The sequence below is a fragment of the Gemella sp. GH3 genome, from assembly GCF_013415425.1.
In the GTDB taxonomy this organism is placed as follows: Bacteria; Bacillota; Bacilli; order Staphylococcales; family Gemellaceae; genus Gemelliphila.
Genome location: NZ_JACBYC010000128.1, coordinates 13,748 through 31,270 on the forward strand (window position 1 = coordinate 13,748; position 17,523 = coordinate 31,270).

The window sequence follows — 17,523 nt, forward strand, 5'->3', positions numbered from 1 at the left end:
TGTTAACTCCTTCTCTAAAATACTTCTTCAAGTAAAATCCAACTACTATCTCTCATATTTTCTACATAATAAGTATTATTGAGATACAATTCATCATTTCTATCTCTTACAAAGCCAAAATTATATCCATGTTTAGTGGCAAATTCTTTAAAGGCTTCAAATTTGTTTTCAATTTGAACATCGATATTTTTACTTTGTCCGTTTTTCTCTCCACCCTTGGTTTCAATTAACCAGATTGAATCATCCTGTAATTGAATAATATAATCGGGATAGAATAATCGTTGTTTGTCAAAATTTGTTCCATAAACTAATGATAAGTATTGTTGTCCACTATCTCCATTTTTATACACATATTTCACATTCGGATTTTTATCACAATATTTTTCAAATAATCTTTCTGATGTGGAACGAAAATCATCTGTAATCATAGAAGTGTTGTACTCTTTATAAACATTTGATTCTAAATTTCTAACATTAGGTTCAAATGGTACGTAACGATAATGTTCTTCTAGTGGAATTGAAAAATCTTCTACCCTATTTTCTAAAAATGTTTGTTGCTCATACTTTTTGCCAGAAAATTCAATAAAATCTTTTTTCAATTTATCAACGTTATTAATAATAAAAGCATAAAATTCTCTTAAATTTAGATTAAGTAATTTATATCTCTTATTGCCAAAACCCTTTAAGAATAGAGTTTTAAGTATTTGATGTGTTTTATCATAACTAAGTCCAATATGTTTTTTAATAGCATCAACACAGTGTTGACGATCAATACCATGAATGTGCGTATTGACTTCCATACCCATAACACCATACTGAGCGTGTTCTTCATTTATTTGCATTAGTGTGGAATACTTGCCAGTCAAATAGCTTCTTTTTAATGTTGTACCTAAAATAAATCCAGCATTTTCAAGCCTGATTCTATTATTTTGTTTGACGCCATCTAGTGAATATCTCTCTTTGAAAAATTCATAAATACGATTACGCATTAATTGTTCATCTACATAGTTACCATCTTTATTTCTTAACTCTTTTTTAAGTTTGATAGCTTTAGCTTCATCTTTTAAAAATAGTCTTTGTGTTTCAAAACCACTACCTGCTTTAATAACATCTAATTTGTATTTCTCATCAAAAGTATACAGATATGAACAATCCAGTATATCTTTACCGTAGTGTTTTGCTTTAGGCATTCTTCTAAGTCTACCTAGTGTTTGAATTTCAAATGTATCACTCATATTTTCTCGAAGTTTAACAAGAATTTTAGCACGAGGGCAATCCCATCCAGTAGCTAGTGCTTGTTTAAAAAGTAAAAATACAGGTGTCGCATTAGCTTTTGTAATACTATCTTCATCTGTTGTTCCTATATTTATTTTACCTATTTTTTTAGATTTTCTGGCTTTATCTTCTTTATTTTCAGCACTAAACCATGAAGCAAGTAGTTTATTTTCATAACTATATCCCATACTATTTAATTTATTTTCAACAAATTCAATGAGTTCATCATTTAGATTAGGAAATTGAACTAACACAAGAGGTTTAACTTCTTCTTTTTCGTCCATATAAGCATGTGCAATTTCTTTTCTTACTTCATCTGCTTTTTTAAGTAAAATCTCAGCTTCATTTTTGGGACTTAATACACTCACTGATTCAAGTCCTTTATTGATATACATAAATCTTGTAATTAATTCCTCATTAATAACATCAACTTCTGGTATTTCGTGAAATTCTCCTACAACTCTTTTATTAGGTGTTGCAGATACTCTAATTTCATATTTTGCATTGATACTAGAAATAATATCATCTGCTTTTGATGTATTATTTTGATGTTCTTCATCAATGATAATAATAAATTTTTTTCCTTTTCTATGTGCTTCAGAAATTCTTTCAAAAAGATTTTTTCTTTCACTATCTCTTATGGCAGTATTATCTTTTTTGGTAATTGTTTCCCAGTTGATAAAGTAAGTTGTTCCAGATATAAATCCATTACATAAAATATCAAACAGAGAACCTGTTTTTAAACTTGGTGCAAAACGATTCATTTTTTCTTTTGATTGTTCTTCCAGTTCTCCTTTACCAGGGCAAAACCAGCAAATAATATCTTCTTCATGATAATCTAAATATTTTTCAATATATGCAACTAAGATAATTGTTTTACCGCTTCCTGTTGGACTTTGCATAATAATTTTAGGTTTAGAGTTAATATTTGTAGTTTTTTCAAAAAGAAAATCTACTGCTTTTTCTTGAAAGTTTTTTAATTTTAATCCAATCATAGCTCTCCAACCTCCTTAAGTTCACTTCTGTAGTAATATTCAGGAATATCTACTACAGTTACATTTTTATCATCTAGTATTCTTTGATGTGTTCTTGATAAGAATATTCCAGAAGTAATAAATAATTTTCCATCCTCTTTTATATTTTCCACAATACTTTCCAATTCGTCTTCATCATCTAAAGTAATATATTTTTCGTTATCTATTTCAATATGGTGTTCCAGTTCAATTAATTCTTTAATATGTTCTAACATCTTTTCAGAAATAGTTTCTTCATCTTCATCACTTTCATACTTAGAAATAAAATCTGTTTTGAAATATTTTAAATTATGTGGTAAGTCATCTTGAATGTTTTTTAACCTTTGATAAGTAACTTCTTCACAAATTTTGTTTTCATTATTAGTACAAAGAATGTATTTTCTGTTTCCACCGTCTTCTTTATTGAGTTGCATAACTGCGTGTCCTGTTGTTCCAGAGCCTGCGAAGAAATCAAGAATTTTTGTATTTTTGTCAAAAATACTAAGTATTCTAGTCATAAAACTCATTTGTTTAGGGTTATCAAAATTAATTCCCATATCCTTTAAAAGTTTATAATCAGGTCTTTGATCATCACTCATAATTGACTTTGGTCTCTGTTTTGAATTTTCTTCTAAATATCTTTTTATTGTTGGTAGACTACCATCATCATGAAAATGTATTCTATTTTCTTTGATAAGTTCTAATATTTTTTCAGTTTTATACCTAAAACCTCCAGGAGGAATAGGGTCTTCTTTATTGGTTAGAGGATTAACCATAGGGGTCATATTTCCATTTTTCACTCCTCCTAAATCGCCTTTTCTATATACTCCTCTTTCATCTATATACCAATAATTTGTAAAGTCTATAAATCTCGGATAATTTGTTAATTCTTTTAATTCTGCGGTTATTTCATCATTACTAAGTCCCATTTTTTGTAATTTTGAAACTCTTTTTTTATATTCCTCTATATTATTTTTATCAACTTCCCATTTATTCTCCGAATATTTTATGCTTAGTGCTACATTATTTTTTGAATATACTAAACAATACTCATGGCTTACTGAAATATATAGACTTTGATTTTTTGAACTATTAGTGTTTCTTGTTATACTAGCAATAAAATTTTCACTTCCAAGTACTTCATCACAAAGCAATTTCAACTGTGCTTGCTCGTTGTCATCAATACTTATAAATATAACTCCTTCATCACTTAAAAGTCCTCTTGAAATTTCTAGCCTTTCAGACATAAAAGAAAGCCATTTACTGTGTGAATAGCCATCTTTTTTATCTACAAAACTATCGTTGTAAATAAAGTCTTTATTTCCTGTGTTATACGGTGGATCAATATAGATAACATCAATTTTTCCCTTATGTGTTTTCTCAAGAAGTTTTAAGGAATGTAGATTATCTCCCTCTAACAAAAAATTATAGCCGTCATTTTCATCAGCTACTATCTTTTTATCTTCCTCTTCACAAAATACAGGTATGTTGTGTTCTAACATTTCATCTACTTTTTCTATATGTCTTTCCCACACCAAACCGTATTTCTTTTCGTTTAATGCCGTTTCAATTTCTCCTAAAGCTCTTAGACTATCATCATCTTGGTGTTCTTGCTTTAATTTATTTAAAAACTCCAGCATTTTTTGTCTTTTTTGCCGTGATATATTTGCCATGTTTTACCTCACTATTTTTAACAAACTTTCTATTAAGTCTTTATCTTCTATTTTTGTGATTTCAAAACTTTTCTTTCCTGCTTCTTTTATTGATGATCCTATGTGATAAACTTCTTCTCTGTCTAATATCAAAAATTTATCGTGAAAATCTTCATTTGTTTTTACGGTTAATTCTTCATATTGTGCATTAAATTTATTAATGTATTTTGTTGTTAGTTTTCCTTTTCAATAAGTATAAATTTTAATTTTTACATTTTTATTTTTCTTTCATAGAATGTTTAATGTATTTATATCTACATAGTTGTCAATTAAGATAATTTCTTTTTTTGCTTTCCCTATAATTTCCACAATAAAACTAAATGCGTATTATATTTGAGCACCAAAAAATATTTTCTGCTTCACTTTTGTGTTAGCCAAAATATAATTAAATACTTTTTCTAATTTTTTATCAGTTTCCAGTTGTTTTAGTTCTACTTGATTAAGCCCTTCAAACATATCTTGATTAGATAATAAAAACTTTCTCATTTCCACAAAACTATTCATAATTTTTATAATCACTTCAACAGCAATATAACTTTTTAATACAGCTGAAAGCATAGCAATACCTTGTTCTGTAAATACATATGGAATATATATTCTACTACCATAGTTACTTAACCTTGAGGTTCCATTTTGGAAGCTAAAGTTTTGATATTCATATTCTGTTAATTGAAAACAAAAACTCTCTGGAAACCTAGAAATATTTCTTTTCATAGATTTATTTAAATTACCAGTAGTAACCTGATATAACGCAGCCAAATCACTATCAACCATAATTTATTTTCCTCTAAATGTATAAATCATATCTCTTATATCAACAACATCTGAAACAACAATATTCAAATTATCTGCCATAAAAAACCTCTTATCACAAAAACTTAAATTTATTTCACTATGTTTACCATATCTCCAAAATCTACATCTAATTATTTTCCAATTCTATAAAGTATTTCCATACTTACAAGTTCTCCTCGCCCCATTTTTGCAACTGTACCTGAGGCAATTCCAGCTTTCTCTTTCAATAATCTTTTTATCCTATTATATATATTCAAGCCAATTTGACTTTATTATATTAAATTTATTAAAAATACTATTTTAATTTTTTAAAACTATGTGATAGTTCTTTAAATTTCATTGCAAAACTAAACCCCACTGAAAATTTTGGTGGGGTTTTTTGGAGACAATTTGGAAACAATCCAAAATATCTTTAGTTGTTTTTAGTAAATATAATTTCTAAAATTTAGTTGTATCGATGTTTCTTGGTTTAAGCTATCTTGTTATTTTATTCCCACTCAATCGTGCTTGGTGGCTTAGATGTTATGTCATAGACTACTCTATTAACGTGTGCAACTTCGTTTACTATTCTTGCTGATATTTCTTCAAGAACTTCAAATGGTATTTTTGCCCAACTTGCAGTCATTCCGTCTATACTAGTTACTGCACGTACAACAACTGTATAATCGTAAGTACGAACATCTCCCATAACACCTACAGAACGAATATCTGGAACTGCTGTAAAATATTGCCAAACTTCATTCTCTAAACCTTTTTGAGCTATAACTTCTCTTAGGATAAAGTCACTCTCACGTACTATTTGTAATTTTTCTTCTGTAACTTCTCCCAGTACACGAATACCTAGTCCAGGACCTGGGAATGGTTGACGCCATACTATTTCTCTTGGTAGTCCTAGAGCTTCTCCTAACGCACGAACTTCATCTTTAAATAATGTATTCAAAGGTTCAATAAGCTCAAACTTCATATCTTCAGGTAATCCACCAACGTTGTGATGAGATTTGATTGTTTGTGCGTTTTTTGTTCCTGATTCTATAACGTCAGTATAAAGAGTACCTTGTGCTAACCATGGAACATCATCTAACTTAGCACATTCTTCATCAAAGACATAGACAAATTCATTTCCAATAATTTTACGTTTTTTCTCTGGATCAGAAACTCCTTTTAATTTAGACATAAATCTTTCTTTTGCATCAACTTTAATAAGATTCATATCAAATTTTTCTCCGAAAGTTTCCATTACTCCTTCCGCTTCACCTTTTCTAAGTAAACCGTGGTCGACAAACATACAAATTAACTGATCTCCAATAGCTTTATGTAATAATGCTGCTACTACTGATGAATCTACACCACCAGATAAAGCACATAATACTTTATCACTTCCTACTTGCTTTTGAATTTTCTCTATATTTTCATCAATAAAACTTTGCATAGTCCAAGAGTCAGTACATCCACAAACTTCTCTTACAAAGTTTTCTAACAAATTATTACCGTATACTGAATGATTTACTTCTGGGTGAAATTGGAAACAATAAAAATTACGTGAAACATCTTCTGCTGCCGCTATTGGACAATTTTCGCTATTAGCTACAATTCTAAATCCTTCTGCTAAACTAACAACTTTATCTGAGTGACTCATTAATACATCTTGCGTTAATGGGGTACCTTTAAATAAAGTTGCTCCATTATCAACATTTATCGGTTGAGTTCCATACTCTCTAGTAGTTGCAGATTCTACTTTACCACCTAACTTATGTTGCATAAGCTGCATACCATAGCAAATACCCAATACTGGTATTCCTAATTCAAATATCCCATCATCTACTGTCATCGAATTTTCTTCATAAACAGAATTAGGTCCACCAGACAAGATTATTCCCTTCGGATTCATCTCTTTAATTTTTTCTATAGATATATCATTATCGTGTAGCTCAGAATAAACACCTAACTCCCTAACACGTCTTGTTATAAGTTGATTATACTGACTACCAAAGTCAAGAACTAAAATAAATTCACGTTTCACGTAGATCCTCCTAAATTTTCAATAGAATTTTAAAATTATCAAATCAAAGAAATTTCTAATTACAAATATGTATTATTAATTAGAACTCTTATAATCCATAATTATTACCTTAATATTATATCAATAATAAGGTATAAAAACAATAACCTAATAAACTAAAATATATTAACTTAAATTTTTAAAATATATTTTATAAATAAAGTCTTTCTATTTTTGTAAATTTATAAATAATAAAAAAGAGTACTTTAAAAAATAAAGCACTCTTTATCGTTTGTGTAATTTATTTATTAAAAATTAATAAATACTGTACTTCCTATTCAAAATTTTTATTAAAACACTAGGAATTATAATTAACATTGCTAATTGCCAACCAAATACTTCATATGCCAAAATAATAGGAACTATCATTAATCTTGCACTTATAGAAAACATTAATACATATCCTATCGAAACAAATATAATTAACGGTAAATTAAAAATGGTAGCATAACAATATCCCGCTAATAACCCTATAGCAAATAAATTAGTAACTTCTCCCCCACTAAATCCTACAGCTGTACAAAGTATAGTTAATAAAAATTTCAAAATAAAATCTTAATACTTAAAAATATACTCGCCATTAAATATATCATTGATAAAGTTTATGCCTAACGAATTATATCTTCCTCCTGTTACTACAATAGCTAAAACAATGATAAATAAAATTAAAAACTTATTTTTAATCTTTTTAATTTGTTTTCTTAATAAAATAAATAAAACTGCCAATATAGTTAACAACAATTCAAAAAGAAAAACATTCAAATAAGAAATACTAAAAACGAAGGATTTTTCTACATTTATAAAAACAAAAAATTTTTCTAGACCAAAAAATAATGATAAATAACTAGCATAACAAGAGAAAATAATATAAAATAAAATGTTAGTAATTTTCTCTTTAATCTCTTGTTTTTGCCATAATAATTCCAATATAAAGGCTACAGCCGTTAAATAACTATGAAATAAAGCAGAAAATCCACATATCATACCTAGACGTATTAAAAAATTTTTTTCTTTATCACAAAAAAAGACTTTACTTCCTAGATTACTACCTATAGCTCCTCCTACTTGGACGGCTACGCCTTCCCTATCAACACTCATACCACAAAGGTGTGATAATAAAGTGTTTATAATTATTACAGGAGTAAAAACTGCATTAACTTTTTTTGACCTTTTGTCAATAAAGTAAGGTATGCTAATATCTTCCTTTACTAAACTATTACTATACTTAGTAAGTAAAAATATAGGTAATACGAAAATTAATAAAAAAAGATAATTATTTTTATTAAAGTCTACAATTTCAAGTAAAATCTGTCCAAAATAAGAGCATATTATCGATATTAATGTAGTTTGTAATAAACTATAAATGAATAATCTAATATTCTAATATTCATAAAAAATCCTCCAAATAATGAAATTACTTTAATAAAATATTAATACAACTATATCTACCTACCTTTTTGTTTAAAACTAAATCCTTCTCCCATAACATCATGAACATTGTTTATAGTTACAAACGCTGTATCGTCTATTGAATATATAATTTCTTTTAACTCTTTGATTTCTCTTATTGATACTACACAATACCCAACATTTATATCTTTTCTAGAAAATACACCCTCTCCTTTCAAAAAAGTCATACCTCTTGATAACTTCATACTAATTTGATCTGAAATTTCCTCTATTTTGGGAGATATAATCATAACTGCCTTAGCTGGTAATCCTCCCTCCAAAATAAAGTCTATTACTTTTGTTAAAATATAGATATAAATTAATGTATATAAAATAGCTGGTATATCTTTTAAAATCGCTAATGTTGCCAAAATTATTATTGCATCAACTACTTGTATAGATCTTCCTATCGGTATTTTATAATATTTATTAAATATCATTGCTATTATATCAACACCGCCTGTACTACCACCGAACAAGAATACTAAAGCTAACCCTAAACCGGCTAATCCGCCTCCAAATAAAGCAGATAATAATCTATCTCCACCTAAATCTAAAGTAATTTTATAATGTTCAAAGAAATATAACCACGCAGTAATCATACCTATACCGTATAAAGTATAAATCATAGTCTTATTAGACAATATTTTATATCCTAAAATTAATAAAGGAATATTTACTATTAAATTACCAAAAGAAGTAGGTATCCCCGTAATATAATAAATTAAAAGGGCTATACCTGTTCCTCCTCCTTCTGCCATCTTACTCTGCATTATTAAATGTGTAAAAGAAAAGGCATAAAGACCACAACCTAAACAAATAACTAGCAACTCTTTTAATATTTTTTTAAAATTAAAACTTTTCATATACACCTCCGAAATAGCTTACTATAAAGATATTATAGCAATTTAAAACTCTAAAAACAATAAAGTAATAAAAAATTTCTTAGACTTTATTGTAATTTTGTAATATAATATATGTATTACTTAATTAAGGAGTGATTTTATGAATAAAGAATTGATTCCAAATTTCTTAACACTATCTAACTGTCTATTTGGATTCTTATCGATTATTACTACAGCTAACGGTAAATTAATTTATTCTAGTGTCTTTATCATTTTAGCTATGTTAGCTGATAGATATGACGGAATTGTAGCAAGAAAATTAGGGGTAACATCTGCTATTGGAAAAGAATTAGATTCACTATGTGACGCTGTAAGCTTTGGAGTAGCACCTGCGTTATTAGTTTATACAAAATCTATTGGCGTAACAGATTTAGTTATAGCAAAAGCTTTAATATTAATTATATGTGGAGCATATGCTTGTTGTGGAGTATATCGTTTAGCTAGATTTAATGTTTCTACGCTTACTGGTGGCTTTTACCAAGGAGTTCCTATAACTACTTGTGGATGTATACTTGCCATTTTGTCATTTAGCTTTATAAATGTACCTAGTTTAGCATTATTAATATTAACTGCTATATTCTCATATTTAATGGTAAGCAATATAAAAATTAAAAAAATATAATGATTATAAAATAAAAGTAAATCAAAGTATAAACAGATTTACTTTTATTTTTTTATTGCAAACTACTAGCTAAACAATAATAAAATTCTTCTTAATTAACTATTTTAATAATAACATTTTATTTTCATAAAATATATTGTATTATTAAAATTCATTATTACTTCACTTTTTATCAAATTTATTATATAATTTTTAGATGTATATTTAACATTAATAGATTATTATTTAAGATATAAACCTTAAGGAGATACTAATGATTTTTACTGAGATAACTTACGAAGAACTAGCTAATCATCAAAAAAACAGTAGTGATAGATATTTTTTCTCACAATCTGCCGAATACAAAAAATTATCAGAGCATAACAATTTAAAATCTGTTATTCTAGCTGTTAAAGAAAATGATAATATTCTTGCATACTCTATATTTTTATACTATCAATACAAAAAATTCTTCTACAAAGTAACTGCACAATATGGACCAATAATGGACTTTAATAATGAAGAATTATCAAATTTCTATTTTTCTGAATTGAAAAAATATTTCTCAAAAGATTTACGCGTACTGGCTGTTAGAGTAAATCCATTTATAAACGAGAAAATTTTCAATGATACCGAAGAAGTTGGTGAAAATAGCGTATCAGGAAATGTTCATAAAAAATTAAAATCACTAGGTTTCAATCCTCTGAATGAAGATTTATTCACAAACCCTACCCTATCTACTAGATGTGTCTATTCAAAAGAATTGACTAATTTAACAGAAGACAATCTACTTAAAAACATTAGTCAAATAGCTAGATATACTATTAATAAGACTATCAAAGAAGGTGTCTTAGTTAGGGAAATAGATATTTTCAAAGAAGAAGATGCAAAAATATTCGAAGAAATAAATCGTGAAACAGCAGAAAGAATCAACTTTGAAATTCGTGATAATGATTATTTTAAAAATACTAAAAAAATATTAGGTGATAAACTAAAACTTATGATTTCTTATATAGATTGTGACCTATTTATAAATAAAACTAACGAAACTATAAACAATCTAATACAAGAAAAAGTGGATTTAACAGAAAAATTAAATGCCGGAAAAGTTAATCAAAAGAAAACAATTAATAAATTAAAAGAATTAGACGAAAATATTGCAATATGGCAGAAAAAAATAAAAAAAATTACCGATTTAAAAGAACAAGAAGGTAATATTATTAATCTATCTTGTGCAAGCTTCTTGGAAGTTAATCAAGATTTAATATATTTTACAAGTGGTGCTTTACAAAAATTTAATAGATTTGAAGGGCCTTACGCTATAACATACCATATGATGAAATACGCTATTAAAAACAACTTCAAATATTACAATTTCTTTGGAACATCACAAAACTTCACTGAAGAAGCAACAGATTATAAAGTTCTACAATTCAAACGTAACTTTAATGGAAATATTGAATGGTTTATGGATAACTATGAACTAAGAAACAAAATTGGAAAAATTTGGAATGTTTAATTCCATAAAAATAAAACATATTTAAAAGTTCACTTTTTATTAGTGGACTTTTTTTGTAGACTAATGTATTTGCTATTTAGCGAGTAAAATAAAAAAATATTCAGCATAGAGATTTTTTCCTCTACACTGAATATTATATACCCTAGTTTGTATTGTCATCATAAGTAACTGCTTCTAATATGTCCCCTTTTTTGAAGTGTGCTTCACTCTTGTTTCTTATAGTTATAATTTTCTCGCCTGAAAGTATTTTCTCTTTATTCTTTTCTTTGAAGCCTACTTGATAATTTTTTATATTATAGTAGTTATAACATTTTAATAATGATGGATAAATCCTTTCATCATTATCTATCAAATATACTAATGTATATTTCACCGATAATCTAATAGCTTCATCCAAATCAAAATCTGCAACTTCTGTGACTTCCTTTAGATGCGGATGTTTTCTTGCTGGCTCTATATAATCAGCTAAAAATATTATCTTCTCTAATAAAGACATATTTGTTCTACCAAAAGTATGATTAGCTACTGCCAATTTTATTTCTTCATCAGCTATACCAAATTCTTTTTCTATATAAACACCTGCTACTGGACCATGTAGAACCTCTGTAGGATAGTCTAATAATTTAATGTCTAAATTATACTTTATAACATATTTTTTCATCTCTACTTCGTCCATAGGCTTACACACATCGTGTAACAATGCAGCTAGCCTAGCTTTTTCTACGTTAGCATTGTATTTTTCTGCAAGTTTAACTGCTGTATCAACAACTCTCAAAGTATGCTCATACCTTTTAGTTGGTAGTATTTGCTTTACTTTTTCTTGAATTTCATTAAAATTCATATAAATTCATCTCCTTTATATAAGTTGCACAATTCTTTTCAACTATATAATTAATACTCAAATTATTCTTAACTTTATCTCTTACTAATGTTGAGCTTAAATCAATAATAGGATTTTTCAAAATTATATATTCTATACTGTTATAAAATTTATTTTTTTCAACGATATCTTCTATAATCTGATTATCCCTAGCAACAAAAACAAAAGTAACTAATCTAGCTAAATCATTAATTTTATACCATTGTTGCAAATCTATAACCCTATCTGTACCTATTATAAAATAAATTTTACTATTTGGATATAGTTTTTTAAAATAATTTACAGTATTATATGTATAACTTGTACCTGAATTTGTTATTTCATAATCACTGACTTCAAAATTATTATTACTTTTAATACTTACTTCTATCATATTATATCTATCTTTATTACTAGCTATTACTTTATTATTTTTTAATGGAGTAATATTAGATGGGATAAATATAACTTTATTAGCTTGTAAACTTTCTAATGCATTAGTAGCTGTAATTAAATGTCCTATATGGATAGGATCAAAAGTTCCTCCATAAAGTACTATTTTTTCCATTATTTTACCAATTCAATTTTTCTATATTTTAGTTGTGAGCTTTGTTTATATAAAACTATAGTATGACCTATTAATTGTACTAATTCAGAATTAGTTCTTTTAGATAATGTTGTAGCCAGTTCATCTTTGTCTTCTTCACAATTTTGTAAAATACTTACTTTTAATAATTCTCTTTTTTCTAAAGCATCAGATATTCCTTTTACCATATCAAGCGTAATTCCCGATTTCCCTATTTGAAAAATAGGTGATAGATGATGTGCTAATGCTCTTAATTGTCTTTTTTGTTTTCCTCTTAACATCTGTTCTCCTTATTCTATATTATAGATTCTCGTGTAAATACTTCTATTTCCTTCGGGGTAACGATATTAATTTTACACCCTAAATCACTGTTAACAGTAATCCAACCCAATCCAGAAATTACTATATCTGTCTTTCTAGCAGTTATATCAAAACTTCTCTTTTCTGGATTGCTAAATATAGATAAATCATCTTTGAATGGCGGAGATAACAACTCTCCAAGATGCTTTTCAAATAAATTATCCGCATTCTCTAATTTCGTTCTATGTAAGTCTATTTGATTAGAAGCATAAATAGTAAAACTTTGTCTATCACCTTCTACAAAATCCATACGACACATTCCTCCAAAGAAAATTGATTGCTCAGCATTAAGTTGAAATACTCTCGCTTTAATTTCTTTTTTTGGTAAAACTAATTTTAATGTGTTGGCATTCAAGTAATGAGATATATCGTAATCCAAGATTATACCTGGCGTATCAAAAATACTAGTTTTAGAATCTAAGGGTATTTCTATCATTCCCAAAGTTGTTCCTGGAAAGTGTGATGTAGTTATAACATTTTTATCACCACTAGTTAGCTCTATAAGTTTATTAATCAAAGTTGATTTCCCTACATTTGTTGCACCTACTATATAAACGTCTTTTCCTTCTCTCAAATAATCAATTCTACTAGCTAACTCATCTATTCCTTGATTTTTTATTGCACTTATCAAAAGAATATCTTTTACCTTTATACCCTTTTGCTTCATCATTTTAAATAACCATTGTTTTATTTTATTTTCTTTAACTGATTTAGGTAATAAATCTATTTTGTTAGCAACTAGTACTATATCTTTATTTTTTCCTACTATGTCTGTAACGTCTTCTATCCAACTACCAGAAAAATCAAATATATCAACTACTTTTACTATTAAAGCATTTTTAGTTGATAAACTTCTAATTAATTGATAAAAATCTTCAGCACCTAACTCTATATCACTAATTTCATTATGATGTTTTAATCTAAAACAACGTTTACAAATTAAACTATTTTCTATATTTTTTTCTACTACACTTTTGGGTAGATATCCTTGTTTTGTACTATCTTCTGTTTGTATTTCAATACCACAACCTATACATTGTATTCTTCCCAACAAATTTCCCTCCTAATTACGCTCTAATTTTTTTCTTCTAAATTTCATTTTTGGAAATTGTTTTCTGTTTTTTAATATAGTTATTATATGTCCCTCAAAAAACCTATTTATACGTGTTTTAAAGGCATCTGTTTTTGAGATAGGTTTTACTAATACACTCATTGCACCTAAATTTTTAGCTCCTAATATATCAGTTAGTACTTGGTCCCCTAAAATGATAGCTTCTTCTGGCTTCTTGTTCAATTTATTTAAAGCTTTTCTAAAACCAGTCGTTAAAGGCTTTTTAGCCTCTGCTACATATTGTAAATTAAGGCTATCGCAAAACTCTCTTACTCTCTCTTCTGTATTGTTAGAAACTACTATTATTTCAAATCCTGCTTTTTTCATTTTAGTTAACCAACGCGTTAATTGTTTTGTGTCTTTTTTACTATCCCAAGATATTAACGTATTGTCTAAATCGGAAATAATTACCTTTTTGTTGTACATATTCATATACTCAACATCTATAAAATCATAATCCTCAATAAAATCGTCTGGAGAGAAAAATTTTTTTAAAACCATCTTTTATTTGTCCTCATAATTTTTTATTTCTGCAATTGTTTGACCCATTTTTATTTCTAGCGGTAATTCTAAATTAGCTAATTCTATACTATCTTTTTCAAATAATAAAACAACCGTAGATCCAAATTCAAAATATCCTAATTCTGATCCCTTTTTTACTTCATCACTACTGTATGTTGTAACTATAGAATTAACATTTTGTGCCCCTACAGGTATTAAGTTATACTTTAAACCATTATTATATAAAGTAAATATTTGACGATAATTATAACTTAAAACATTATCACCTAATTCTAATCCTGCTTTGTTAACAGGATAAGAATATTTACCTATAGTGTAAGCGTCTAATACTTTGGCATCTGTTGGAAAATGTATTCTATGATAATTTTTAGGACTTAGGTAAATTACCATATAAGTTCCACCTGCTAACTCTTTTGCTCTTTCTTTATCTCCTATTAACGTTTTAACACTATATTCTTGTCCTTTTACAATAAAAGTAGCATCATCTTCAATAGTTCCTACTTCTGAAACAACTCCATCAGTAGGACTTACTATATCATTTTCTTTCTCTGAAATAGGTCGTAATGATGGATGAACTTCTCTTATAAAAAATTCGTTTAAATTTTTAAATTCTGAGACATCTTTTAAAATTTCATAAGTATTTATTTTATAAACTGAGATAAAAGGTTGAATTAATAATCTACTAGCATTAGATTTTGTTAATTTTTGAATCATTTTAGATGAATATTTTCCATTTGTAAGTTCTACACATATCTGAAATAATCTTTTCTTTAACATTTTGTACCTCTCTTTTTCAATATCACATATAATTTTACTATAATAACCATTATAATACAATTATATAGAAAATTTATATATCTAATATTACATATATTTCTTATAATTTTACAAATATTAATAAAACAAAAAGCAAATAAGTCTAAATTAACTTACTTGCTTTTAATAAATTTTCTAAAATTCTGTAGCATCAACAGAATTAATATATTTTTCTAATTCTGGAACTATATTAGAAATAGTACCTACAACAAAAGGATTTTCTAAATTAGCTTCTTTTACTAAGTCTAAGAATGGCTTAGTTCCACCTAAATCACATAAATGTAAATACTCTTCCCAAGTAGTTTTTGTATTTTCTTGTGATTTTTTCCAAAATTGGAAGGCACAAACTTGAGCAAGTGTATAGTCTATGTAATAGAATGGCGAAGAGAAAATATGTCCTTGACGATAGAAGAACATTCCATTTTCTAGCTCTGGAATACCTTCATAAGAACGTGACGGAAGATATTTCTTCTCAACTTTGCGCCAAGCTTCTCTTCTTTCTTCAGGTGTTAACTCTGGATTTTCATAAATTATATGTTGAAACTCATCAACAGTAACTCCATAAGGTAAGAATTTTAACGAGTTTGTTATATGATAATACTTAAACTTATCTGTTTCTTCCTCAAAGAATAAATCCATCCATGGCCAAGTTAAAAATTCCATGCTCATAGAATGAATTTCACACGCCTCATATGTGGGCCAAATATATTCTGGGACTATTACATCTCTACTTCTATATACTTGGAATGCATGTCCAGCTTCGTGTGTTAATACTTCTACATCATGTGGTGTTCCATTAAAGTTAGCAAAAATAAAAGGCGCTCTATAGTCAGGTAGGTAAGTACAGTACCCTCCTCCAGCTTTTCCTTTCTTAGTATCCAAATCCAAAAGGTTTTCTTCAACCATAAAATCAAAAAATTCAGCTGTTTCTTCCGACAATTCTCTGTACATAGTTTTTGCGTTTTGTACTAAAAACTCTCTATCTCCTTTTGGAGTAGGATTTCCTGTTTTAAAAGATACAGATTCATCATAAAATTCTAATTTATCTAAACCTAATCGTTCTTTTTGAGCTTCTTTTAGTTTTTCTACCAACGGCACTACATCATCTAAAATTTGTTTACGATAATTGGCAACATCTGATGCACTATAATCTGTTCTACAAAGTCTTAAATAAGCCAACTCAACAAAATTGTCAAATCCTAACTTTTTAGCAATTTTATGACGAACTTTTACCATTCTATCATAAATATCATCATATTTTTCTAAATTATCATTAAAAAATTTAGCTACGGCTTGAGATGCTTTTTTACGAATATCTCTATCTTCTGATTGAGTATATTTTGCCATACCACTAAGATTTCTATACTCTCCATCAAAATCAATTTTGGCACTTGATGTAAGTTTTGTATATTCAGTAATAAGTTTATTTTCTTCTTTTAAATCTTCTATTATTTCATCACTAAAAGTTTTTAAATCACATTCTATTAATTTGAAATAATGTTCTCCAATTTCTTTAGCTAATTCATCTTTATATTTAGAATTGTATACTAATTTAGAAACTCGAGAAAAATACTGCTCTAATTCTGGAGTTAAATTATCCCAAAACTCTTGCTCTTTATCATAAAATTCATCTTCTGTATTTATACTATTACGAATAGATACTAATGTTATTTGAGTACTAATAGTTTCTCTGAATGTATTATACTTTTTAAACGTGTCATAAAATTCTACAAAAGATTGTGCTAAATCTAAATTTGAAATAAAATTTTCTAAGTTATTCTTTATAGAATTAACATCGGGTCTTTCATATTTATAATTTTCAAATGTCATAACAAACACCCTTTCTAAGTTTTTTATGCATAATTTATAATAGCATATTTATTAAAAAAATACAAAATTTTTTTTAATAAATATAACGAATAGTTATAATTATAGTTATAT

15 protein-coding genes and 1 pseudogene are annotated in these 17,523 nt (G+C 27.2%); 2 read left to right on the plus strand and 14 right to left on the minus strand.

The genetic code is table 11. The annotated features are described in order from the left end of the window. Positions 1 to 14: 14 nt before the first annotated feature. The 7 genes and pseudogenes from HZY83_RS05445 to HZY83_RS05475 all read right to left on the minus strand — a co-directional run bounded on the left by HZY83_RS05445 (position 15) and on the right by HZY83_RS05475 (position 9,169). A complete protein-coding gene (locus HZY83_RS05445) occupies positions 15 to 2,270 on the minus strand; it encodes a DEAD/DEAH box helicase (RefSeq protein WP_179943052.1) in 2,256 nt (751 codons plus the stop codon). Further along, positions 2,267 to 3,961 (minus strand): site-specific DNA-methyltransferase, encoded by a 1,695-nt coding sequence (locus HZY83_RS05450; RefSeq protein WP_179943053.1) that lies wholly within the window; start codon positions 3,959 to 3,961, stop codon positions 2,267 to 2,269. The genes HZY83_RS05445 and HZY83_RS05450 overlap by 4 nt, the downstream gene beginning before the upstream one ends. 3 nt (positions 3,962 to 3,964) lie before the next feature. Continuing rightward, entirely contained in the window at positions 3,965 to 4,093 is a 129-nt protein-coding gene (locus tag HZY83_RS08455; protein ID WP_255460159.1) for a hypothetical protein, read from the minus strand. A gap of 234 nt (positions 4,094 to 4,327) precedes the next feature. Further along, positions 4,328 to 4,774: an ORF6N domain-containing protein gene (locus tag HZY83_RS08270; RefSeq protein ID WP_218925350.1), complete on the minus strand. Its 447-nt coding sequence runs from the start codon at positions 4,772 to 4,774 to the stop codon at positions 4,328 to 4,330. Between the two features lie 508 nt (positions 4,775 to 5,282). Next, positions 5,283 to 6,815, minus strand: a complete 1,533-nt coding sequence (gene guaA / locus HZY83_RS05460) for a glutamine-hydrolyzing GMP synthase (protein ID WP_370520050.1) — start codon at positions 6,813 to 6,815, stop codon at positions 5,283 to 5,285. 294 nt (positions 6,816 to 7,109) lie between these two features. Then, positions 7,110 to 8,231, minus strand: a pseudogene (locus tag HZY83_RS08460) (chloride channel protein). A 68-nt stretch (positions 8,232 to 8,299) separates the two neighbouring features. Further along, a complete protein-coding gene (locus HZY83_RS05475; RefSeq protein WP_179943055.1) occupies positions 8,300 to 9,169 on the minus strand; it encodes a YitT family protein in 870 nt (289 codons plus the stop codon). A 139-nt stretch (positions 9,170 to 9,308) separates the two neighbouring features. Between HZY83_RS05475 and pssA the strand changes: the two genes are divergently transcribed. Next, positions 9,309 to 9,830, plus strand: coding sequence for a CDP-diacylglycerol--serine O-phosphatidyltransferase (pssA, locus tag HZY83_RS05480; RefSeq protein WP_179943056.1), 522 nt, complete (start codon positions 9,309 to 9,311; stop codon positions 9,828 to 9,830). 253 nt (positions 9,831 to 10,083) lie between these two features. Further along, positions 10,084 to 11,328 (plus strand): peptidoglycan bridge formation glycyltransferase FemA/FemB family protein, encoded by a 1,245-nt coding sequence (locus HZY83_RS05485; RefSeq protein ID WP_179943057.1) that lies wholly within the window; start codon positions 10,084 to 10,086, stop codon positions 11,326 to 11,328. 142 nt (positions 11,329 to 11,470) lie between these two features. On the opposite strand, the gene yqeK is transcribed toward HZY83_RS05485, so the two are convergent. From yqeK to HZY83_RS05520, 7 genes are all read right to left on the minus strand, one after another. Then, the gene (yqeK, locus tag HZY83_RS05490; RefSeq protein WP_179943058.1) at positions 11,471 to 12,169 is read right to left on the minus strand and encodes a bis(5'-nucleosyl)-tetraphosphatase (symmetrical) YqeK; all 699 of its coding nucleotides are present in this window, start codon (positions 12,167 to 12,169) and stop codon (positions 11,471 to 11,473) included. After that, positions 12,159 to 12,755, minus strand: coding sequence for a nicotinate-nucleotide adenylyltransferase (gene nadD, locus HZY83_RS05495; protein ID WP_179943059.1), 597 nt, complete (start codon positions 12,753 to 12,755; stop codon positions 12,159 to 12,161). Before nadD ends, yqeK begins: the two co-directional genes overlap by 11 nt. After that, positions 12,755 to 13,054, minus strand: coding sequence for a ribosome assembly RNA-binding protein YhbY (gene yhbY, locus HZY83_RS05500; RefSeq protein WP_179943060.1), 300 nt, complete (start codon positions 13,052 to 13,054; stop codon positions 12,755 to 12,757). The genes nadD and yhbY overlap by 1 nt, the downstream gene beginning before the upstream one ends. 14 nt (positions 13,055 to 13,068) lie before the next feature. Continuing rightward, positions 13,069 to 14,187 carry a ribosome biogenesis GTPase YqeH gene (yqeH, locus tag HZY83_RS05505; RefSeq protein ID WP_179943061.1) on the minus strand — a complete coding sequence of 373 codons (1,119 nt, stop codon included), beginning with the start codon at positions 14,185 to 14,187 and terminating at the stop codon, positions 13,069 to 13,071. A 9-nt stretch (positions 14,188 to 14,196) separates the two neighbouring features. Next, on the minus strand, positions 14,197 to 14,745 hold the full coding sequence (locus tag HZY83_RS05510) for a YqeG family HAD IIIA-type phosphatase (protein WP_179943062.1): 549 nt from the start codon (positions 14,743 to 14,745) through the stop codon (positions 14,197 to 14,199). 3 nt (positions 14,746 to 14,748) lie between these two features. Continuing rightward, on the minus strand, positions 14,749 to 15,543 hold the full coding sequence (locus HZY83_RS05515; RefSeq protein WP_179943063.1) for a phosphatidylserine decarboxylase: 795 nt from the start codon (positions 15,541 to 15,543) through the stop codon (positions 14,749 to 14,751). Between the two features lie 174 nt (positions 15,544 to 15,717). Beyond that, positions 15,718 to 17,412: a M3 family oligoendopeptidase gene (locus HZY83_RS05520; RefSeq protein ID WP_179943064.1), complete on the minus strand. Its 1,695-nt coding sequence runs from the start codon at positions 17,410 to 17,412 to the stop codon at positions 15,718 to 15,720. Positions 17,413 to 17,523 lie beyond the last annotated feature (111 nt).

Coding starts and splice junctions, on each gene's coding strand:
- HZY83_RS05520 (WP_179943064.1), bottom strand. CDS start 17,412: ATGACATTTGAAAATTATAAATATGAAAGACCCGATGTTAATTCTATA.
- HZY83_RS08270 (WP_218925350.1), bottom strand. CDS start 4,774: ATGGTTGATAGTGATTTGGCTGCGTTATATCAGGTTACTACTGGTAAT.
- HZY83_RS05450 (WP_179943053.1), bottom strand. CDS start 3,961: ATGGCAAATATATCACGGCAAAAAAGACAAAAAATGCTGGAGTTTTTA.
- yhbY (WP_179943060.1), bottom strand. CDS start 13,054: ATGTTAAGAGGAAAACAAAAAAGACAATTAAGAGCATTAGCACATCAT.
- pssA (WP_179943056.1), top strand. CDS start 9,309: ATGAATAAAGAATTGATTCCAAATTTCTTAACACTATCTAACTGTCTA.
- HZY83_RS05485 (WP_179943057.1), top strand. CDS start 10,084: ATGATTTTTACTGAGATAACTTACGAAGAACTAGCTAATCATCAAAAA.
- HZY83_RS05515 (WP_179943063.1), bottom strand. CDS start 15,543: ATGTTAAAGAAAAGATTATTTCAGATATGTGTAGAACTTACAAATGGA.
- HZY83_RS05510 (WP_179943062.1), bottom strand. CDS start 14,745: ATGGTTTTAAAAAAATTTTTCTCTCCAGACGATTTTATTGAGGATTAT.
- HZY83_RS05445 (WP_179943052.1), bottom strand. CDS start 2,270: ATGATTGGATTAAAATTAAAAAACTTTCAAGAAAAAGCAGTAGATTTT.
- HZY83_RS05475 (WP_179943055.1), bottom strand. CDS start 9,169: ATGAAAAGTTTTAATTTTAAAAAAATATTAAAAGAGTTGCTAGTTATT.
- nadD (WP_179943059.1), bottom strand. CDS start 12,755: ATGGAAAAAATAGTACTTTATGGAGGAACTTTTGATCCTATCCATATA.
- yqeK (WP_179943058.1), bottom strand. CDS start 12,169: ATGAATTTTAATGAAATTCAAGAAAAAGTAAAGCAAATACTACCAACT.